Origin of the sequence: Shewanella sp. SM69, from assembly GCF_025653985.1 — a bacterium.
In the GTDB taxonomy this organism is placed as follows: Bacteria; Pseudomonadota; Gammaproteobacteria; order Enterobacterales; family Shewanellaceae; genus Shewanella; species Shewanella oncorhynchi.
Genome location: NZ_JAKKRV010000018.1, coordinates 37,798 through 57,117, shown reverse-complemented (window position 1 = coordinate 57,117; position 19,320 = coordinate 37,798). Strand labels below are relative to the sequence as shown.

Here is a 19,320-nt window from a genome sequence, read left to right as displayed (position 1 = left end):
TTTTTTTGTTTATGCCTTACGGGCATTTTTTAAATTTGGAGTGAGATATGGAAAATTTAGTAGTAGGTGCCTGGGAAACAAGCACTAAAAAAATCGTGGCCTATGCCACTTTACAGGGGATTGAAATTGACCGTCGCCCTAAGCTCTATGTTTATCACATTGGTTTATATGTGATAAAACAATCAGGCGACGTGAGACTTGCAGCTGTTGAGACCGTGAAACTCGAAGGGAACCTACTTCCGTTTGAGATTCAGGATGAACTAGAACTCATGAATTTGTGCTTCTGGGGCTTCCGTATTGCGAAAGCAAAACCAACGTCATTGAAGTCAATTAGCCGTGATGACATCGGGCTTATTGAGTTCTGCTATGCAATGTCTTCGAAACCTCAAGCCATTCCATTGCCACTCACTGAAGAAGTTAGCTGGAACGGGATTGTGAGCTTCGGTCAAAACGCAGGGAGATTAGCACATGTTTAATAACTCTCATGCAAACAAGAAAACGTCATTGTTAAACATTAACGAACTGAATGAGTCGTTAAAAAGTATCGATGGCGACCTGTATTGGTTCAGAAAAACAGGTCAGAAATATATCTCAAGTAAGGAGATTGCTCAGAAACGATGGTTACGCCGACTCATTAAGAAGCGTATCCAAAAGGGCAGAGCAAAACCGGAGTTAAGTATGTATGGGTCTACGATGGTCAGAGATTTCTGGCCGTTCGGCGGCTCATTAAACTTTGAGTCCTCACTTAAGAGTGGATGGGAGCGGAAGTATTGCGACGAGTACCAAGGATTATGGGTTAACCCTCAATCTCTCATGTTATGCACTTACACCGAAGGGGACGTGGTTTACGTCAACGCCCCTGACGAGCTTACGTACCAATCGGAATACAACCGGCACATCTGTTTCATCAACGATCTTTAGTCACGATTAATAACTATCGGGTAAGACCTTACCCGACGGGTGTGGCTTACTTTAAAAGGAGCAAGTCATGCTTATATCAATTGAGTCAGATAATAACTCCACTCTTCTTTTGCAGCTTGAAGTTAAAGGTATTTCTGTTTTTACTGAATGCCGAAGCGGTTACTGCGGGGCTTGCAGCACCAAATTAGTTAATGGAGTTGTAAGCTATAAAGAAGAGCCAGTTAGCGTCAAAGCCGGTCATGTGCTTGTGTGTTGTGCAATAGCACATACTGACGTGACCTTAGAAGTTTAATTTCTATTACCCCTTGGGTGAGCAATCACCCTTGTGGGTTGCTCACTCTTAATCCATTCGGAGTGAGTTATGCAAGTAGATAAAGTTATTCGATTAACAGAGGAAGACGAAGGTGGTATGGGGATTGTTCGAATGTGCAATTATAACATCGTCAGTAGTCCTTCTCGCCGTCAAGTGCTTACTAAGCGATTTATGCGTAAAAAGCCAGTTACGATCCAAAACCTCGACAATGGGTTCTGGATCCTGCGCTATGCAATGGGTAATTCGGGAAATCTTTCACTAACGAAGAATCAGATAGCGATAGATTACGACGGGATTCAGCAGTTGGGATTAAAGCTGCATACTAATCCTGTCAATTTAAAGGTGACTGATTCGACGCAGTTAGAGATTTTCAAACATTTTTGGGATCATCAAGACTTAAACATTCGTATTTCTATGCGAATGGGCGCAATAGGTCTTGTTCTTGGCACCATAGGTTTTGCAATCTCGATAATCTCGATTTTTTAACTTAACAATGTAAAACGGTTACGCCGTTACAAAGACCCTAGGGTGAAACGACCCTAGGGCGTTCACCCATTTAAATTTTGGAGTGAGCACCATGAATTACGAATCAGAAATTAATACTGTTTTCGCTTCTATGACATCTGAATCGAATCGATTAAACCTGCCGATTGTCTATAAAGATGATTTAAAGGTCGATCTCGAAACGCTTACAAGGTTTGCTGACAAAGGTATCAAGCAGTTCTTGTGGCAGCTGCGCGAAGGCGGTTCGGTGTTAATCCCTGTGGGACTTGGCGTAAACCCTGTATATGTGAGCTTTTGGCACAATGCAGGTTACCCCACAAGCCCTTATTTAATCTCAATTGATGACGGGAAATCATCGATAGAACCGATCTCAATTGAAAAAATGCTTAATATTGTTCACCGGAAACCGCACGGTCAGTTGGAGGATATTATTAAGCGTGGATGCGATTTAAATATCTGGGGACTATGGAACACTCCCAGTTTTGAATCGTTTTCAGTGGCAGGTTGGCTCGATTATTTTCAGTATGCAGGCAATAAACTGATGGTGGATTTAATCAAGCAAGATCTGCACTAAAGTGTAAAACGACGTTGGAATGCTAAGGCATCCCTTCGTCGTTTTTTTTTGGATTTTTTGGCTAGTTAATTTGAATAAACGGTCTTTAACGCGGCTCTTGCCATCGAAAACCAACCCGCAAAGGCGCTGGTGGCGGGTGACATTTTAAATGCACGATTGACCTTGAATAAGCGATTAAACGCGAGGCCTGCGCCGACTTCTGCCAACGACAAACTGCAGCGGTGGAATCGGTGGAGCACATCTTCTACTTCATCCACTGAAATAACCCCCGTTAACAGCAGATTGCTATTATCACTGTACACGGCGGCAAACCCTTCCAGTTCCGCATTGTGCGCAACGTGATATTGCTCAGGCTTGCTCATGGCATCAATGTTAGCTGTAGTGAACTCTTCCCCTTTGGAAATGGCTTTGACGCGGAATTCCCCAGCTTTATCCGATTTATACAACCGGTTGTAGCCTCGGGCAGTGAGTATTGGGTATGGCTCTGCAATGCCTGGTATTGAGACTAAGGCCAAGTCTGAATGATGAGGGTGCAGGTTAATCTCTTCGTCAAATAGGAGCTTAATCAGTTGCTTTAAATGCTCTTTATTGACCTGTTCTGGCGCGAGACCAATTAATCTTAAATGTACCTCCAAGAACACCAAACGACTCGGCGCACTGTTGCAGCCTAACTCCACTGCCAATTCGGAAAATAGTGGGTGAATCGAAATGCGCGACATGCTTACCTCAAGATGTAAATTTGTTATGTGAACTTTATCTCACAGAAAATTTTTTTCGCAAATTTAGGAGCTCAGACCAAGTTTTAAAAAAAAATATCTACCCAATTTTTTGTTATCCTGTATTATTCTCGTTATTGGGTAGATATTTTTGAGAAGCACGTCACCAAGTTTGTTAAAATAATATTATAACCAACTGATTTAGCAAGATAATGCAGCAAATTTGCCACGTTTTAGAACTGTGATGAAATGATTCTGGTCGTAAACTTTAACAAACAAGGAATTACTAGATGAAAACTCAACACAAATTAACAACCGTAGCATTATCTGTTTTAGCTCTGTCTGCTTGCAGCTCAAACCCTGTTTCTGATTATGTCGAAGCACAACAAGAGCTAGTAGAACAAAAAAATGAACAAATGAACGACGCTATTGAAGAGGCGCCTGAGTGGTTCTTAAACCCTCCTGCTTCGAATGGTGATGGCGTTTACGCGACGGCAATGGGCCGTGCTGATAACTTGATGGCCGCTCGCAATATTGCGAACTTAAATGCGGAATACGCGATTGCTAAGACAGTATCGCAGGAAGTTTCTGGTCGTGAGCGTCAAAACACTGAAGTGCGCAATGGTCGCACTAATCAGTTGAATGATGAAACAATTGTTAAGCTAGTAAATCGTGCAAAAGTCGTTGGCTATAACCACGTTAACACCCAAGTTCGCGTCGATAACGGGCTGTACGTAGTGTATATGCTGTTACACCTGCCTTACGACAAGCTGGAGCGTATGATTGAACTAAACGAGCGCAGCTTTGACGAGCGCTCGCAAAAGGCCTATTCAGAAGTTGAAGCGTTAGTGAAACCTTCTCCGACTGTGGGAAATGTGACAGCTGCGGAAGTTGTGACCCAATGAGATATGCTGCTCATGTGGGCCTAGGAGTGGGTTGTTGGGGCGTTTACGCTGCTATCGTCAACTCCTATGCCCCTGAGACAGTAATCGGTGTTGTAGATGCGTGTTTGATGTTACCCGTGGTGGCGATAGCGTCGTTATTACCTGACATAGATCATCCTGAGTCGAAATTGGGAAGAAGGATTAAACCAATATCAACGATTCTTTCGCTCTTCTCACATCGTGGTATCACTCACTCATTGTGGGCTGTTGGGCTAATGGTCTGGCTTTTAGCCAGCCATCAAGCTGACTCTATCGCATCGCAAGCCCTAGTCATTGGCTATTTAAGTCATTTACTTGGGGACGCGGTGACTCCGGCCGGAATTAGACCATTTTGGCCATTGGGTAGAGCGCAACGAATTGGGCTAAATCATGCAGTAGTAGCAAGTGTTGGTATTATTTTATTTTTAAGATGGATGTATTGAAGATGGGAAGTTCTGGTGCGCAAAACGTAGTGATGATGTTTAGAGCTCGCGAAGAGAAAACTCTCAGAGATTCAAGATTTTCTGAGATTGTTGATTCTGCGACGCCAAAAGATGTTAAAGCTATGATCACTGTTGTGTTGGAGCAACTACTGAATCGCTCAGTCTTTGTAATTCAGCACGACTCGCATCTTGAGTTTGTCGCCGGTGACACTAGATTAGAAGTCGGGGTTAACGGTAATTACTTCAACGATAAATTTTGGAACGATGAAAACCCTGCGGCTGAGCTACGTTTAGCGTTAATGTTTAGCTCGGATTCGGTGAAATGTACGCCGGAATGGAATGCAATGGTGAATTTCAAAGCTAAGCACATTCGTGATTCTATTCGTGTATCACTCGCCACTGGTGTCGTAACGTGCGCAAGTTGTGCTGATTTCTGGGGGGGGGCAAGTCTGCTAAAATTGAAATTTTTAATAACTAACTTAGTAAATAGCCTGCATCACATCACGTCTTCAGTCTAAATTATTTAACGAAATCTCGCGAAATTCTCCATCTATAGCGAGCATCGCTTAGGTGGAGATGGATAGCGAACCAGCCGTTAGGTTGGCCTATCTTGGTTTTGGATATATTGCTTTAAGATCTCTTACTTTCATTTAGCGCTCTGATTCTCTATTACTCCAAGTAAAGAAGTGCTTTTGCTTGTGGGTAATGGTCATCCAAGGACGATATTCAGTCCCCTTGTTCTGTGAAAGTCTGGTATAAATCTGCATTACATTCTGTAAGTATTGGATTTTTACCGTGGCAGTTTTAGAGTTGTAATGACCAACCGCCTCCCACACCGACTGACCTACGTTCAATTCTGACATACGGCGCAGCAATACGTCAGCGGCAGCAGCAACGCCAGTACACGTATCCTGGGCCACTTGACGCCAATCAGGGTAGCGCGACTTAAACCATGTCTCCGTATACTGAATCGTGTTGATTTGACCAACGCCCAGATCAAACGAACCATTCTTATTCTGAACAATCGCCCCACGTCTGCCGCCCTCAGCAACCAGTACCGCGAGTAATAAGTCTGGGTCGATAGGCCGAGCAGCTTTAGCAATACAAAACTCAAGTTCCTGCTGGGGTACTCGATAGCCATTACTTAAGTAAGTGTCGTTCAAATCTGCAATAGTTGACATGTTGTTTGTGTTTAAAAAAGTGTGTAATATCGGCGAGTATAACACGAGATATTTATTAGAGAAGCATTCGAATGGCATTCAGCGGCGCAACGATTTTGGAATCATTGGTTAAGAATATTAAAGCCAACAAATTCAGTTTTTTAGATTCGCTTAAAAACAAGCTAAAAAACAAATCGCTTGCGGATAACTCTCGAAAACGGAGAGGTCTTGATCCGGTAATTGTCTCCGTGGTGTCGGTATCTGTCCTTGCGTATTTTATGTATTCCGGCGGTGTCGATAGATTTATCTTGTGGTACAAACTGGCGAGTAATGCAGACAACGCGTTGTTAACTGATCCTGTCAATGTTTCTATTCGCTCACTCGACACATTGGCTGCAGCCAATCCTGTGGCCAAGTCGAATTTGACTGTGCAATTCGATGGGGTGACCACTTACCTTGCCGACGATACAAAATTTAAAATCAGCCTCGTGTTTACTGATTACCCTGACTGCGCTGTCGTTATTGACGGGTATATGGCTGAGACCACTGGCGGAATTAAAGAGGACAGCAAGGCTCACGTAAGCTGCTTATTCTACGAAAGAGAGTCAATTTTTGGCACTATTCCACTCACGAGCATTACCACTATACAGAAGCCAGGCCAAGACAATGAAGTGAACTCCGAACAACGTAATCAGCGTAAGTATCTCGTAGATGCAGAGCCCCTTCCCATGGCCAAAATGATAGGTTGGAACCAACTGACATCCTCCGAGAAAATCAAATTTGGCAGAGAGTAGTTAAGGAGTACCTATGCTGTCAGTTTTGCATATCAATGACCTTTACATCGTTTTAGAAAATCTAACGTCCAACCGAATCCCTGCGACCTATATCTCAGAATTTTTGCCGGAAGCGAAAATACCAGCAATTGTGTACCTAATTGACCGAGGACGACTGGTGAAATTATGTCGTGAAAGAGGTCAGATTGTGGGATTTGAAGCCTGTTCAGTCAGCCAGTTTTCATGGATGCACACCATGATCGCCGCGACAACCACAAATCAAGTGGCTTGTTTATAAAGAAATATTCCAAAAATTTGCCAGAAAAAAAGTGTGTGGCTTAATACTCATAACAGTAAAAACAAAGCGATTACGTTATGAAAGCGAGTCAGTACATACAGTTAGCTATAGCCAACAATCGGCAAGTGACCGTTCCTGAGATAAACATCGAAAAAATGCATATTCAGTATGTTATCGATGAATCGGGTTTTGACCTTCCCAGAGACCAGTTAGAAGCCTACATGCTCAGTGTTTACGCTGCGACAGGCTTGTCATGGAGCCCAGGTGAAAATCTGCTGTATTTGGCGCTGAATGACGAAGGTCAGATTGAAACCAAACTGACCTATATCGGCGGTCTGGATTTAGCGCTGCAATCGGGTGAAATTCAAGCATATCAGGCATGGGCCATTCGAGAAGGGGACTCTATTCGAGTTTTTAACGACAGAATGCCACTGGTCAGCTTGGTTGGCTTATCACCTAAACGTGGCGAATTGCGTGGCGGTATTGCTTCAGCGCTATTGCCATCAGGCGAATACGTGTCCTTTGAGATTGACCAAATTGAACTGGAATCTGTAGCTGAGAACGGCTCAGAGGTTTGGCAATCAATCTACGTCGATGAAATGGTAAAGAAGCAAGCGCTTTGGCGCCTATTAAACCATGTCGCGATCACTGCATTTGACGGCTTTTATAACACCCTTACGGCGCATTGTGAGGCGTTAAGGCCAATCCGCAAAATTGAAGCACCGACCAAGAAAACAAAGTTTATGGCTGCTGGCGTGGTAGAAACATCAGCATGTCGTTTCGATGCACTATTTGACTAAACCAGAGGTTTTTATGAGTACCAGATACACCTCGGCAGATGCCGCACACTACGTTCAACATCTCTGTGTCGAATTTGATACTGCATACCCTAATAACAATTTTCCGTACTCGGAGCTAAACATTTTATTTGCTCAGTTGCAGCGCCTGTTAATGCTCAATCCATCCCAAATTGGCTGGGTAAATATTCATAGCGTTTTTGATGTCATGACTGAGTTGACACAAGCACAAATCAGCCTCAATCCGAACCGCAAGCAGGCATCTATTCTGTTAGGGGCTTACTACGATAGTGGTTGGTTAGGGGTGCAACTGTGCTGGACATACCGTGGTTACCGTGACGCGGCGGCAAAGGCGGGGATCATCCGTTCTGCACGACCTGTGATTGTGTATGAAGCCGATGATTTTCAGTGGATTGACTCTTTTACTCCACCTCGCCACCAATATGACCCATTTAGCAAGAATCGTGGAAATATCCGCGGTGCCTATTGTGTAGCAGAGCTCGCTGGTGGCGGTGTGTGCGTAACACATTTCACCTTTGATGATCTCATGACGACCTTTGAACATCGTCAGGTGGCCACAAGAGCTTGGAATGAATTTTTTGTAGGGATGATCTTAGCTAAAACAGTGAGACTTTCCGAAAAAGCATGGTCAGAAGCGGCTTAAGAGGCGAAAAATGGAATTACAAGTAAAGCCGACAACCCGTTTAAAAACACCCTTCACGATTGCGTCTAACGTGACATCTACTTTCACCGTTGAGGCGTATGTTGAACATGACTCGATAACCATTGCCACTAATTCGGTTAATCAAGGCGTGAAAGCGCTAGAAGTGATCCTGCGTGACAACAACTCCGTGTGGGAGGTCATTCAAAATCGATTCGCGGTGTGGACTCAGCATTTTATTCAGTTAGGGGCTTACTTCTTACAAGAAGGGACGTTGCCGCTCCCAGCGACTAAAGTGAGTGAGCCATTAGAGATACTGAAGTCGATGCCGGAAATCTGTGCCGGTGATTGGATTGTAGAAAGCGGTACTAGCCAGATTTTTACGCTGGTTAAAGATCAGGGAAAGTTAAGTGTATTAACCACGCATCACTGTGAGAGCTTCCATGTTTGCACCAAATTGATTGCATGGTTTGTGGGCCAAGAGCAAGTCACGTCTGCGATGTTTGAGGAATCAAATAGCGGTTATCTCATTTTGGACGTGGCAGAGGATGGGGAGCCATTATCGCCCAAGTTAACCCCAAGTCTGAATGCGCGTAAAGCATCTGCAGGGCGATCACTCGCTGCACTGCGTCATTTGCCCTCGGTTGATATTCGGGTGCCGGTGATGGCTCCTTTGCCAAATATCGACGTGCTGGCCAAGATGCCGACAGCCTATGAAGTGCTGAGCAAAGTTAGCGCCTTACAGCGCAGAGTCGTGGCGATTGGGACTGTGGTGAAATCGAACCAGACAAAAGAAATTATGGGGAACACGTTACAGGGTTTGGCGGGTTTAAGAGACTCTGGTTTGTACGATGTAGAACTCATTCTAAAAGGTAAAAAATTGCTTCGTTGGAAGTATCTGTCAGAGTGATTGGACATCAAGAGAGGTCAACGTGAACGCAAAGCAAATCAAAGTGTATATGGGGCAGCATCAGCCATTTGCGAGCCAATTCCCGCTAACGCTAGGCAGTGGAAAGATTGTCAGTGAGTTTAAGATGGAGTGTAAGTGTGGTGAAGAATTTAAGGATGAATTAGTTAGGGGCAGTATTCATCTCGTAGAGAGTGACATTCTCTATCGTGGAATCGGTATCTGCGATTCATGCCACAAAATCGTGTGCCTAAGCGGCACGGCTACCATGAAGGGGGATGATTTTGAGCTTGAGCCGGACCCATTTGTTGTTCAATCACTGTTTAACCAATAAGGCGCCTAGTATGACCAGGCTGAGTTCACTCGCATTACTTATGCTTTCCTTGTCCATTACTAACGGTTTGGCTGCGGCCGACCTGAAGTATCACCGTGAAGATTACCCGCATTGGAGTGATCTGGATGGCAATGGTCTCAATACGCGCCACGACTTACTCGCTACACAATCCACGGTTAAACCAAGTTTTAGCCGTGATGGTAAAACCGTGACTCGGGGAAGATGGGTGTCACCTTGGACGGGGCAAATCTATCTCGATCCCTTTGCGCTCGATGTGGATCACACTGTACCGCTTGGCTATGCCCATGCCCGAGGCGGTAAATATTGGGATCGCTATCAGCGTGAGATGTTCGCAAACGATGTGAGAAATCTGCAGGTAGTCGAAAAGGGATTGAATAAAGAAAAAGGATCTGCGGGGATCACCGAGTGGTTACCGCCCACCAATCAGTGTCAGTATATCTTGCGATTTTACCGGATCATGAAAACGTATCATCTAAAATATTTCACTAAAGAAGAACCACGGGCGCTGGCGCTGGTAGCTCAGTGTCAAAGGGGGGAAACGTGGTCAAACTTGTTGGAGAGTAATACTTTTCACCAAGTTAAGTTTGATACTGAGTATTAAAGGATCATACTGAAAGGCAGCGCTCACATCGCTGTACTGCCTTTTCTAAATCGTTTATGCCCCAAAGCTTGCTAGCTCTTTTCACTCAGTGTTCGCAGAATGCTCCGATTAGGCTTACTTTTCGTAATGCGGTTTTTACTTCAAGCACCTCTTTTGACGGTGTTTTACGCCTCGCCTAAGGAGGTGTTGCCCTTAATCGCCAACGAGCCTTGCACCGTACGGATACGGTTGACACAACGCAGCCGGAGTGCCTGCGCCTGTTCAATACGCGCACTTAAACGACCGATCGTTTCACTGATCTCTGCAACCTGCTTAAGTGTGATTGGGTAATACTAAAGGCCGGATTGTAAGGCATTAAATCATCTCAGTAACATCTTCATAAATTTCATTTAAAAGATCATCTGCCTGAGCAAAAATAAACTGTTTTAGAAACTGATCGATTCGGATATTGAGCTTAAAAGGTGGAATGGTTACGCCATCTAATTTTTCAAAATAAACTTTGGCTTTTGCCTTATCAACAGTGTCTTTAAGCGCATCAAAGCGACCGAAATTATTAAGGTTTTTCTCATTGACACTATCGTTTAATAAGCTAATAAGCTGGCTTTTATCTAAACCTAACGCATTAACAATGGCATTAATCTGGGCGTTTTCAGCATTGTCTTTGTAGGTGTTGATGTAATCTCTGAAAGTATGGCCTTCTATTAACTTTGCATCGCCACGCTGTAAATCATGTAAGAAAAGCTTGGCGTATTTTTGTTCAGCTTGCGTCAGTGAAGAAAATGACTTGTGCAGTTCGTTAAGCGTAAGTTCAATGCTGGCTTGATCATTATGCTGATTTAGCTCTTTTAAATATTTATCGAAGCGACTATTCATATAGTCGGCATCAATCTTTCCTGTGTCGATTTCCGTCAAATAGCCACTAATATCAAAAGGCACATCTCCGCCACCCGCACCACCACCATCACCTTTTGATGCGAGCTCTTTATAACGCAGCGCAAGGCTCAGGTAGGTTTGTTCATTAATGGCGAGAGTAACCTCATGTTCAGTGCCATTTTCGCCTGTTGAAGCGTCCGTCGTGAATGTATAAACCGACTGCTCCCAATGTAAACCTTGTACCTTCGCGGCTTCTAGATGCTGGTTAAATACTTTAAATAGTTCAGCAAACTTTGCGCACGCCTCAACATCTTCTGGCAGCTTTTCAAAATTCGCCACACCGGCACTAATGAACAACTCGGTAATATCACCGAATAGTTCATTCATTGCTTCTAAGTTACTTTCTAGCCTATCAACAAATAACCCAATGGGTCTGTCGCCAGAGTATAGTTTTACCGCATCGTTAATATGTTGCTCCATCGTATGCGGGTAACGATAGTAACGGATAACACCATGAGGCTTATCGGGGCCAAACAATCGATTGGTACGAGAGAAGGCTTGGATGATGTTTTGGTATTTAATTACCTTATCTAAATACAAGACATTCAGCCACTTGGAGTCAAAACCGGTGAGCATTTGGTCTACAACAATCAATAAATCCAACTGTTTTGTAGGATCGGTATGAATACGCTCATAAGGTTTTTTGTGAGCAAGGCGTGCGGCTAGATCTTTCTTAAATGCTGCATGACGGGCAAAATCAAAATCGTGGCCATAACGCGCATTATAGTCACGGATAATTTCATCCAAACCATCACCTTTAAACGTTGGCCCACGGTCGCCACTGCCATCATTATCAATGTTGGGATCAAACAGTGCTGATACTTTTAAATCAGGCTTAGCAGCCTTTAGCAGACGGTAATAATCAATGGCTTCAGCAATACTGTTAGTAGCCAAAATCGCATGAAACTTATTGCCTTGGCTTAGCACATCCCATTTGAGCAGAATATCTTCTACCACTTTGGCTTGGTGAGTCTCGCTTAGGTACTGACTTTTAGGCACATAATCTTCAATACCTTTGTGGTATTTACCTGTGGCGTCTTTGTAGCCAGCCATAGGCACTTCATTCATAAAATAATTAAATTTTTTCTTTTTGGCGGGATTATCCATGGCTTCCGCTACCGATCCAGCCTTAGCTTGCTCTAGGGCGACAGCCTGCCTTAAGTCACCATCCCTAAAAGTAGGCACTTTATAGGGATCAAAGCCGAGTACGTTACCATCGCGAATACCATCGGCTATGCTGTAGCGGTGCAGCTCGTTACCAAATACTGTCGCAGTGGTATTACCGCTTTTTTCGTTTTCTTCCTGAATCGGTGTACCGGTAAAGCCAAAAAACAAGGCGCGGGGAAAGGTGCGTTTAATAACAATCAGCATATCGCCAAACGTTGAACGATGCGCCTCATCAATAATAAATACCAAGCGTTTAGCGCGGATTTTTTCAATATCTGCCGAGTTAGTTGCAGTGCCTTCATCATCCACTTCTTCAAAAATATTACTCATTTTTTGAATAGAACTAACAATGAGGGTATCGGCTGGGGACGTGCTTTTTAACTTGGTTACCAATACATGGGTATTTTCGGTGGCTTGTACATCTTCACCATCGCTTGCAAAATTACGGTATTCCGCCAGCGACTGGGTGCCAAGCTCAATTCTGTCCATCAAAAAAATGACTTTATCGGCATCTTTTGATTGGGCAATCAGCTGCGCCGATTTAAAGCTGGTCATGGTTTTTCCAGAGCCCGTGGTATGCCATACATAGCCGCCCAAACGGTCTGGATTATTGGGGCCGCCCAATTGTTGCCAGTTGGTTTTGGCTACCTTATCCGATATCGCATTGGCAGCGTAATACTGATAACTGCGCATTACTTTAAGCACACCATCGGTATCATCGGCAACGGTGTAAAAACCAATCAACTGGTGTGCCATGGGGATGGATAACAGTGTCGAGGCAATGTCTTTCCAATGGTTCATGGGCTCGTTATTAAAATCGGCCCAATTGAATTGGTAATCTGGGTTAAATTTGCCATCTAGCCCAGGGTTAGCAAAGTATTTGGCCTCATTAGGCTCCATAGCGACAAACACTTGGATCAGTGAAAATAGTCCGCTAAAAATACCTTCTTTGGAATACTTTTCAATTTGGTTAACCGCTTGGCTTACTGGCACGCCACTGCGTTTAAGTTCAACATGAATTACCGGCATACCATTGATCAGTAACAACACATCCCCACGTCTGTCATTACGAAGTGGGCTACCACGTTCAAACTTAGGTTGTTGCACAATTTGGTAACGGCTTTGGCCTGCCGCAATTTCTTGGCGGTCATAGATTTTTAGGCTGACTTCTTTGCCAAGATGCAAACTATCGGCGGGGTTATCGCGTTTAATGGCCACGGTTTTGCCGTTGATTAAACCATTGAGCTTGAGCGGGGTTTTCAGCTCTTTTATCTGCTCAATAATCTGCTGCATTTCCGTTGCCGTCAGTGGCACATCGTTTAAGCGATCTTGCTGGCGATTGTTCTCAAATAAAATGTTCGCCCAGTTATGCAGTAAATCCGCTTCGGTTTTGTTTTTAAGTATCTCGCTTTCCCAGCCCTTGTGGGTAAGCACTTCGATAAAGGCCTGCTCAAATTGCGCTTCGGTTTTAAAGGTGGTCATGGTTGTGCTCCCTGCTAAACAAACATTTTGCTCAAGCAGGCCTGCTTGATGTTATTAAGTTTGGTGATTTGTTGTTGGTGATGCTTGATTAGCACATCAAGTTTTTGGAAGTAGTTGCCGATGGCGGTTTGCTCTTCTCGTTCTGGAATGCAAGAATAAAAACTCTCAACAGATCCTTTCGAGATATTAAGCTGAGACATTCCTGCACCTTGTTTTTTAAAATAGGTTTGATGAGCATTAATGTTATATAAGAGAAATAATGGGCAAACATTTCCGTAAGGCCTTAACAACGCAACACGTTGATTTAACACATAAGCATTGGATTTTGGTATCAAAGCAACCCTACCCAATAGGTCTCCATGACCAACATCACTCAGCACCATCACTAAGTCGTTCTTTTCTAGTGTACTGTTAGTCTCATCTATAAATTTCCCTGATGGCTTCAATCCACCACCGATGGAAATTGAATTTAAATTTATTAATTCATATTTTCCTGATGTTTTTTGTTTGTCTTCATGCCCTTTTCCATTTGCATAGTCAGTCAACTCAGAAAGCTCCTTCTCCTCCCACTCCCCACTAAACCCTTTAAAGCGGATTTCTGGGATGGTTCCGCCTTGTTTGGGAAACATCTTTTCCAGCATGGCTTTTTTGATGCTGCTGAGCTTGTCATGTTTTTGTTGGTGTTGGTTGATTAGGCTGTCGAGCTTTTGGAAGGTGTTGCCGATGGCGGTTTGTTCCGTTTCGCTCGTTACTCGAACCGGAATATTATTAATCGCGACCTTAGATAAACTTGGTACACCTGTAGATTCATCATGTTTTTTCCAATCTATTTTCTGAAAAAGACAATACAAGTAATCCAACTTAAATTTCGGCTTAGGCACGGCATAAAAAAGAGTATCCACCGTCCAAAAAGGTGCTCGTAATAAGTACGGTTTATCAATAGTGCCTTTTCGGCCAATTCCGATTGCATCTTCATCATTTGACAATGCACTATCCACACTAAGCATGTAGCCACCTGTTCCATAAACAGGAATATTACCCTTGCCTAAATGTTTGTAGTCTTTTCCGCTTCGCACATCTATGACATCTGATAAAGTAGTGTCTAACCACTCCCCAGCAAAGTCCTTAAAGCGAATCTGTGGCACATTCTTTTCAACACTCATCTTATTCGCCCTTCAACAAGCTAGTGAGCTCATTCAAGCCTTGCTGATCAAACTCATTGCCGGTGAGTTCGCCCATCATGTCTGCCAGTTCTTGCTCGGTAGTTTTAATCTCATTCGCCACTTGCGAATAGGTCGCCGCGTATTTATCGGCAAGGGCTAGAACTTTACTGGTGAGCTGAGTAATCACGGCGCTTGGCATGGCGGCGAGTTCAAGACTTAATGGCGCTATCCATTTTAAGTTCAGCAATTCATTGACTTGCTCGTCGGTTAACTCTTCGATGGTGGTTTTCGTTTTTAAGTGCAGTGCGATTTGAGCTTCTTTGACTGTTTTTTTAAGGGCTTTTTCTTCATCGATGAGTTTATTAGCCTTAATGATTTTTGCTTTATAACTTTCTTCTGGCTCGGGGCTGTCGGCTGAGAACTTGGTTTTGGTCTCTTTTTGCTCTTTTAGGAAGGCTTTGGCGGCTTTGGCGACTTCAGCATTGGCAAAGCCGTCTTTACTCTCTTTTACAGTGTCTTGCTCTTTTTCTTCTTCGCTGAGGGATTCGAGTATTTCTTCAAGTAGGCTTGCGATTTCGGCCAAACGAGTTTCTTGTTTTTCTAACGCGAGCAAGTCATCAGCCAACAGAGTTTTTTGCACAAGTTCAAACGGCAAGATATGGCCTTTCCAACCATCTTGTACTTCGGTGTCTTTACCGTCTTTCTTTTTGATAACGATATTGGGGTCAACTTGCTTAGTAGCGGTAAAGCCTTCGGTTTGTATCATTTCTAAATCGCTACTTATCACCTGCCATTGGTTGTTTAAATATTGATAGGATTGGTATTTGTCGATAAGGGCAATGGGCGCTAAGCGATTAAATAGCTCTGCGCTCAACAGCGGCTCTTGCTGGTTGCGATTAACCGCTTGCCAACCTTGAATAAGCGTAGTGTTTAAATAGTCATCAAAACCGGCGAAAGCTTGGTTATAAGCGCTGATAAATTCGATGACTTGTGGGTGCTGAGTAATGGTGGCGTTCACCGCAGCGTTGTCTATCGCTAATTCACTGTAGGCGGCAGACTTGGCCACAAACAGCGCATTATGCAATTGCGGGAATGCTTGCCAATATTGGTGTAACTGCGCAATTTCGCTATTTGGGATGCCGCCGAGCATAGTGGCGTGTAAATCCCAGCTTTCAGCGGCCGGTGACGAGTCTACATAACGCGGTATGTTTAAGTTGTAGCCGTTGTCGCGCAGGGTTTGTTTGCTGACTACTTGCGAGAATTTTTCGATGCTTTCGCGATTGATGACGGAATCAACAATGCGCTTGATGTCACTGGCTTGCAGTTTATTGTTTTTGCCTTCTTTAACATAGTGCTTGGAGGCATCCACAATCAACACATCGGTATTTTGACGCTTTTGTTTGAGCACCAAAATAACGGTAGGAATACCAGTACCAAAAAAGATGTTAGCTGGTAAGCCGATAATGGCATCAATGTGGTTTTGCTCAATCAGTTGCTTGCGAATTTCGCCTTCTTCACCACCTCTAAAGAGTACGCCGTGGGGCAAGACAATGGTCATAATGCCATCGGGTTTTAGGTGGTAAAGGTCGTGCAATAAAAAGGCAAAATCGGCTTTGGTTTTGGGCGCAAGACCAAAACGCGAATAACGTGGATCGCTGTCTTTAAAACTTGGGTCCCAGGCTTGTGAGTAAGGCGGGTTGGAGACGACCGCATCCACATACAGCGCATGATAAGTACCTTGCGGATCATTTTCATCAAAGTATGGCCAATCGTCTTCTAAGGTGTCACCGTTACGGGTTTTGATATTGCTGGCTTTAATGCCGCGCATGATCAGGTTCATACGGGTCAAGTTATAGGTATTGGCTTTCAGCTCTTGGGCATAATAGGTAATGCTGTCTTTGCTTTTGGCGTATTTTTCGACCGCTTCACCAATATTGATCAGTAACGAACCCGAGCCCGACGTTGGGTCGTAAATCTCGATGGTGTCTTTGTGTTTTAGCTCGTGTGCGATGATGTGCGACATCAGTACCGAGACTTCATGCGGCGTATAGAACTCACCGGCTTTTTTACCGGCATTAGCGGCAAATTTTTCAATCAGGTATTCGTAGATGTAACCCAGAACGTCATAGCCTTGCTTACCGTTCATTGGGATACTTTTGATTAAATGTAGTAGGTCACTAATGGCTTTTGTGCGCTTACCCGCGCTTTCACCCAGTTTGCTAAGACCCGTTTCGAGTGTGGTGAAAATTCCTTCAAACAATTTTTTGTAGGTAGGCGAAATCAAACGGCTAAAGGCGGATAGCGCATCGCGCACGTTAGACTCGTCAAAGTCGAATGCAGGATCAACCCAAGTAGCAAACAAATTATCGTAAGCGATGAAATAACCTAGATTGTCTTGAATGTACTTGACCGTGTCCGCGTCTTCTTCGTTGAGGGCTTTAATATCTTCAGGTGTCATGCCCTCTTTGGTGACAAACTGAACTAACTGGTCGCTCAGGTACTTGTAAAAAATGAAACCTAAGATGTAATCTTTGTATTCGTTAGCTTCGATTTTTGAGCGCATCTGGTTTGCTGATTCCCAGATTTTTGCGGCCAGTTGTTGTTTGTTCATGTTTGCTCTAAATAGTCAGAATGAGTGAGGTCGCAATATGTTTAAAGGACATAAAGCACGTATCAAAATTGGGGGGTTGCGAGTTAAACACCATGGGTTTAACAAAATCATTAAAGCGTTGCCTGAAGAGTGGGTTGCTTTCTATCTCCTGTAAGCCAAGGCGTAACTCATTGGCTGGGTCCATGACGAATTCGGCATGTTGGTTGCCAAAGCGAGCAATATCTTCTGCTAATATGGCGCGAAAAAGGGGCGCAAGTAATTCATTATCAAGGGCCTGTGCTGCATGAATACAGTGTACGTCGTAAATATGCCTAACTAAAGTGACGTCATCGCTTCGGGCTGCATCACGCTTAACAGACATTGTGCGGCGTAACATGGAAAGCACTTTCTCTACCAAGGTGGTATTTACTGATACGCAGATGAATCCGTTCACTTCTTGTGGCAGCTTATAAAGCTCTGCGACTAACGATTGGATGCCCCGCGTTTCCAGCGCAAGCAGTGGAATGGTTTCCATCAGTTCTAACTTGATGATTGGGCGTAGACAAGGAGCCTGGCTAAATTGTTGCGGATATTTAAGCTCATATTCCACATAGCGATATTCATCCTGAACTAATCTAGCTTCGATAGAAAATGTGTTCGATGCAATAATCGCTGTTTCAATTTTTACTGCTAACGCTTTTCGGTACTGTTTCTTCCTGCCGCGACTAAGGTGTTGAAATTGCGGCGTGGGGATCAGCTTTATGTCCACGTCTTCAGACATTCTAAGTATTTTAACATTGGACTTAGCCAGTGAGGTGCCGCCGGAAAACACCATTTGATGAGTTTCAAACGTTAACTGTTCAAGCTCAGAAAGTAGAGCAACCACCCAATAATCTTTTTCAATAATGGCGGGGTTTCCGAGCGCTAATGCATCGGAAACCTCTAAGAACTGTTGTTTCAGTTTTTTCATGGTCTACTTGCTGGCGTTAATAGTCTGTTACCAACAACCAATTTGCGATTGAACTGTTTTTGATCCCATGAGTAATGAACGGATGAGGGGATTTGGGTGTTTTTACCGGAAAGACTTTGTAAGGACAGATTATCTATCTCGAAATCGATGTCTTTCATTTTTAATATTTCACGCATAAGTGCATCGCTACCACCTGGACACGACGGCATTAAACGTCCTGTCAGGCTGTTTACTCGCGCTTTCGTGTATAAGCCATAGCCAAGCTTCATTATCTCGCCTCTATCCATTAACTGATTAAGCGATCGGCCAATTTGGTCATAGCTAGCAATGCCGTCAAAGTCTTTGCGTTCGAAAACGTAGCGTCTAGAACGCTTTATCTTTTGAAAGATACTGTCAACAGCGGCCATTTAAACCTCCTTACTCTACAATAGCGCGAGTATAGCTTAATGTGAGAGTAATAGGAATAAATACGGCATCCTATTAACATTTAATACGGCACTTATATTTACCTAAGTTTATGATTAATAAATTAGAATACTTATTATATTCATATCCACCTATAAGTTACTGCGACTCTCACCTACTTTGGGATACAGCAGCTAACATCTATAAAAAAATTGTGGCTACCCAAGCCCGCTCAACTTGGCCGCTTTAGCAATGGTCGAACGATTGCATTTAAGCAGGCTTTGCACGTGTGACGAGCTTGTCCCTTAATCGAACCGCTTATTTTTCCTTAATTGATGAACAAGCAAACGTCCAAGGCATTTACCTAAGGTTTGGGCCTTTTCGATGCATTGCGTTTGTCCATCCCATTTATTAAATAACAATCTCACTTTCTGAGGATATTCATTACTAATGGTAATGCTAAAATCGAATTTTAGAGCCTAAGCACTAACTGATTCTTGTCCAAAAATGAGCCAGTGAATCACTCTAGGGTAGTCTAATTCACGTGCCAAAACCTTGCCATTTTGCGCTGGCTTTGGGCTAACGCGCATTTGCCCCAAAGTTTGTTTTCGTCGCTCAACGATAAATAGAACAAGTAAGGCTTTGGCAATAAAAAAGGAATACG

At 43.7% G+C, this 19,320-nt stretch carries 21 protein-coding genes; 14 read left to right on the top strand and 7 right to left on the bottom strand.

The genetic code is table 11. The features are described from left to right. Nucleotides 1-47: 47 nt before the first annotated feature. The 4 genes from L5M37_RS19805 to L5M37_RS19790 all read left to right on the top strand — a co-directional run bounded on the left by L5M37_RS19805 (nt 48) and on the right by L5M37_RS19790 (nt 2,312). Entirely contained in the window at nt 48-476 is a 429-nt protein-coding gene (locus L5M37_RS19805; protein ID WP_088212897.1) for a hypothetical protein, read from the top strand. A gap of 512 nt (nt 477-988) precedes the next feature. After that, nucleotides 989-1,213, top strand: coding sequence for a 2Fe-2S iron-sulfur cluster-binding protein (locus tag L5M37_RS19800; RefSeq protein ID WP_037429954.1), 225 nt, complete (start codon nt 989-991; stop codon nt 1,211-1,213). Nucleotides 1,214-1,282: 69 nt separating this feature from the next. Then, nucleotides 1,283-1,720: a hypothetical protein gene (locus L5M37_RS19795; RefSeq protein ID WP_037429953.1), complete on the top strand. Its 438-nt coding sequence runs from the start codon at nt 1,283-1,285 to the stop codon at nt 1,718-1,720. A gap of 91 nt (nt 1,721-1,811) precedes the next feature. After that, nucleotides 1,812-2,312 carry a hypothetical protein gene (locus tag L5M37_RS19790; protein ID WP_226060185.1) on the top strand — a complete coding sequence of 167 codons (501 nt, stop codon included), beginning with the start codon at nt 1,812-1,814 and terminating at the stop codon, nt 2,310-2,312. A gap of 65 nt (nt 2,313-2,377) precedes the next feature. Here L5M37_RS19790 and L5M37_RS19785 read toward each other — a convergent pair whose 3' ends face one another. After that, the gene (locus L5M37_RS19785) at nt 2,378-3,031 is read right to left on the bottom strand and encodes a hypothetical protein (protein WP_140907542.1); all 654 of its coding nucleotides are present in this window, start codon (nt 3,029-3,031) and stop codon (nt 2,378-2,380) included. A 287-nt stretch (nt 3,032-3,318) separates the two neighbouring features. Between L5M37_RS19785 and L5M37_RS19780 the strand changes: the two genes are divergently transcribed. The 3 genes from L5M37_RS19780 to L5M37_RS19770 are packed head-to-tail and all read left to right on the top strand — an operon-like array spanning nt 3,319 to nt 4,912. After that, entirely contained in the window at nt 3,319-3,933 is a 615-nt protein-coding gene (locus tag L5M37_RS19780) for a hypothetical protein (protein WP_259216092.1), read from the top strand. Next, a complete protein-coding gene (locus L5M37_RS19775) occupies nt 3,930-4,394 on the top strand; it encodes a metal-dependent hydrolase (protein ID WP_037429945.1) in 465 nt (154 codons plus the stop codon). Before L5M37_RS19780 ends, L5M37_RS19775 begins: the two co-directional genes overlap by 4 nt. Before the next feature lie 2 nt (nt 4,395-4,396). Next, entirely contained in the window at nt 4,397-4,912 is a 516-nt protein-coding gene (locus L5M37_RS19770; RefSeq protein WP_263201686.1) for a hypothetical protein, read from the top strand. Nucleotides 4,913-5,044: 132 nt separating this feature from the next. On the opposite strand, the gene L5M37_RS19765 is transcribed toward L5M37_RS19770, so the two are convergent. After that, a complete protein-coding gene (locus L5M37_RS19765; RefSeq protein WP_086903608.1) occupies nt 5,045-5,575 on the bottom strand; it encodes a lytic transglycosylase domain-containing protein in 531 nt (176 codons plus the stop codon). A gap of 71 nt (nt 5,576-5,646) precedes the next feature. Here L5M37_RS19765 and L5M37_RS19760 point away from each other — a divergent pair, with 71 nt between their 5' ends. The 7 genes from L5M37_RS19760 to L5M37_RS19730 all read left to right on the top strand — a co-directional run bounded on the left by L5M37_RS19760 (nt 5,647) and on the right by L5M37_RS19730 (nt 9,946). After that, the gene (locus L5M37_RS19760; RefSeq protein ID WP_259563903.1) at nt 5,647-6,348 is read left to right on the top strand and encodes a hypothetical protein; all 702 of its coding nucleotides are present in this window, start codon (nt 5,647-5,649) and stop codon (nt 6,346-6,348) included. A gap of 13 nt (nt 6,349-6,361) precedes the next feature. After that, nucleotides 6,362-6,625, top strand: coding sequence for a hypothetical protein (locus tag L5M37_RS19755; RefSeq protein ID WP_259563902.1), 264 nt, complete (start codon nt 6,362-6,364; stop codon nt 6,623-6,625). A gap of 77 nt (nt 6,626-6,702) precedes the next feature. Then, the gene (locus tag L5M37_RS19750) at nt 6,703-7,425 is read left to right on the top strand and encodes a recombinase RecT (RefSeq protein ID WP_011711518.1); all 723 of its coding nucleotides are present in this window, start codon (nt 6,703-6,705) and stop codon (nt 7,423-7,425) included. Nucleotides 7,426-7,438: 13 nt separating this feature from the next. Next, complete coding sequence (locus tag L5M37_RS19745) at nt 7,439-8,086, top strand: recombinase RecT (protein WP_259483845.1); 648 nt, start codon at nt 7,439-7,441, stop codon at nt 8,084-8,086. Between the two features lie 10 nt (nt 8,087-8,096). Then, the gene (locus L5M37_RS19740; RefSeq protein ID WP_208660758.1) at nt 8,097-8,993 is read left to right on the top strand and encodes a hypothetical protein; all 897 of its coding nucleotides are present in this window, start codon (nt 8,097-8,099) and stop codon (nt 8,991-8,993) included. 22 nt (nt 8,994-9,015) lie between these two features. After that, on the top strand, nt 9,016-9,324 hold the full coding sequence (locus tag L5M37_RS19735) for a hypothetical protein (RefSeq protein WP_208660757.1): 309 nt from the start codon (nt 9,016-9,018) through the stop codon (nt 9,322-9,324). Between the two features lie 10 nt (nt 9,325-9,334). Further along, a complete protein-coding gene (locus L5M37_RS19730) occupies nt 9,335-9,946 on the top strand; it encodes a DUF1524 domain-containing protein (protein ID WP_254803683.1) in 612 nt (203 codons plus the stop codon). A gap of 354 nt (nt 9,947-10,300) precedes the next feature. Here L5M37_RS19730 and L5M37_RS19725 read toward each other — a convergent pair whose 3' ends face one another. Genes L5M37_RS19725 through L5M37_RS19705 form a run of 5 tightly spaced genes read right to left on the bottom strand, consistent with a single transcriptional unit; the run spans nt 10,301 to nt 18,658 of the window. Beyond that, nucleotides 10,301-13,528 carry a type I restriction endonuclease subunit R gene (locus L5M37_RS19725; RefSeq protein ID WP_263201685.1) on the bottom strand — a complete coding sequence of 1,076 codons (3,228 nt, stop codon included), beginning with the start codon at nt 13,526-13,528 and terminating at the stop codon, nt 10,301-10,303. A 14-nt stretch (nt 13,529-13,542) separates the two neighbouring features. Next, nucleotides 13,543-14,691 carry a restriction endonuclease subunit S gene (locus L5M37_RS19720; RefSeq protein ID WP_263201684.1) on the bottom strand — a complete coding sequence of 383 codons (1,149 nt, stop codon included), beginning with the start codon at nt 14,689-14,691 and terminating at the stop codon, nt 13,543-13,545. A gap of 1 nt (nt 14,692) precedes the next feature. Continuing rightward, entirely contained in the window at nt 14,693-17,302 is a 2,610-nt protein-coding gene (locus L5M37_RS19715; RefSeq protein WP_263201683.1) for a type I restriction-modification system subunit M, read from the bottom strand. Nucleotides 17,303-17,309: 7 nt separating this feature from the next. Continuing rightward, nucleotides 17,310-18,251, bottom strand: a complete 942-nt coding sequence (locus tag L5M37_RS19710; protein WP_263201682.1) for a nucleotidyl transferase AbiEii/AbiGii toxin family protein — start codon at nt 18,249-18,251, stop codon at nt 17,310-17,312. Next, entirely contained in the window at nt 18,248-18,658 is a 411-nt protein-coding gene (locus L5M37_RS19705; RefSeq protein ID WP_011711497.1) for a DUF6088 family protein, read from the bottom strand. Before L5M37_RS19705 ends, L5M37_RS19710 begins: the two co-directional genes overlap by 4 nt. Between the last annotated feature and the right edge of the window lie 662 nt (nt 18,659-19,320).

Excerpts from the sequence above, each read along its gene's own strand:
- L5M37_RS19805 (WP_088212897.1), top strand. The coding sequence starts at position 48 with ATGGAAAATTTAGTAGTAGGTGCCTGGGAAACAAGCACTAAAAAAATC.
- L5M37_RS19800 (WP_037429954.1), top strand. The coding sequence starts at position 989 with ATGCTTATATCAATTGAGTCAGATAATAACTCCACTCTTCTTTTGCAG.
- L5M37_RS19795 (WP_037429953.1), top strand. The coding sequence starts at position 1,283 with ATGCAAGTAGATAAAGTTATTCGATTAACAGAGGAAGACGAAGGTGGT.
- L5M37_RS19790 (WP_226060185.1), top strand. The coding sequence starts at position 1,812 with ATGAATTACGAATCAGAAATTAATACTGTTTTCGCTTCTATGACATCT.
- L5M37_RS19785 (WP_140907542.1), bottom strand. The coding sequence starts at position 3,031 with ATGTCGCGCATTTCGATTCACCCACTATTTTCCGAATTGGCAGTGGAG.
- L5M37_RS19780 (WP_259216092.1), top strand. The coding sequence starts at position 3,319 with ATGAAAACTCAACACAAATTAACAACCGTAGCATTATCTGTTTTAGCT.
- L5M37_RS19775 (WP_037429945.1), top strand. The coding sequence starts at position 3,930 with ATGAGATATGCTGCTCATGTGGGCCTAGGAGTGGGTTGTTGGGGCGTT.
- L5M37_RS19770 (WP_263201686.1), top strand. The coding sequence starts at position 4,397 with ATGGGAAGTTCTGGTGCGCAAAACGTAGTGATGATGTTTAGAGCTCGC.
- L5M37_RS19765 (WP_086903608.1), bottom strand. The coding sequence starts at position 5,575 with ATGTCAACTATTGCAGATTTGAACGACACTTACTTAAGTAATGGCTAT.
- L5M37_RS19760 (WP_259563903.1), top strand. The coding sequence starts at position 5,647 with ATGGCATTCAGCGGCGCAACGATTTTGGAATCATTGGTTAAGAATATT.
- L5M37_RS19755 (WP_259563902.1), top strand. The coding sequence starts at position 6,362 with ATGCTGTCAGTTTTGCATATCAATGACCTTTACATCGTTTTAGAAAAT.
- L5M37_RS19750 (WP_011711518.1), top strand. The coding sequence starts at position 6,703 with ATGAAAGCGAGTCAGTACATACAGTTAGCTATAGCCAACAATCGGCAA.
- L5M37_RS19745 (WP_259483845.1), top strand. The coding sequence starts at position 7,439 with ATGAGTACCAGATACACCTCGGCAGATGCCGCACACTACGTTCAACAT.
- L5M37_RS19740 (WP_208660758.1), top strand. The coding sequence starts at position 8,097 with ATGGAATTACAAGTAAAGCCGACAACCCGTTTAAAAACACCCTTCACG.
- L5M37_RS19730 (WP_254803683.1), top strand. The coding sequence starts at position 9,335 with ATGACCAGGCTGAGTTCACTCGCATTACTTATGCTTTCCTTGTCCATT.
- L5M37_RS19725 (WP_263201685.1), bottom strand. The coding sequence starts at position 13,528 with ATGACCACCTTTAAAACCGAAGCGCAATTTGAGCAGGCCTTTATCGAA.
- L5M37_RS19720 (WP_263201684.1), bottom strand. The coding sequence starts at position 14,691 with ATGAGTGTTGAAAAGAATGTGCCACAGATTCGCTTTAAGGACTTTGCT.
- L5M37_RS19715 (WP_263201683.1), bottom strand. The coding sequence starts at position 17,302 with ATGAACAAACAACAACTGGCCGCAAAAATCTGGGAATCAGCAAACCAG.
- L5M37_RS19710 (WP_263201682.1), bottom strand. The coding sequence starts at position 18,251 with ATGAAAAAACTGAAACAACAGTTCTTAGAGGTTTCCGATGCATTAGCG.
- L5M37_RS19705 (WP_011711497.1), bottom strand. The coding sequence starts at position 18,658 with ATGGCCGCTGTTGACAGTATCTTTCAAAAGATAAAGCGTTCTAGACGC.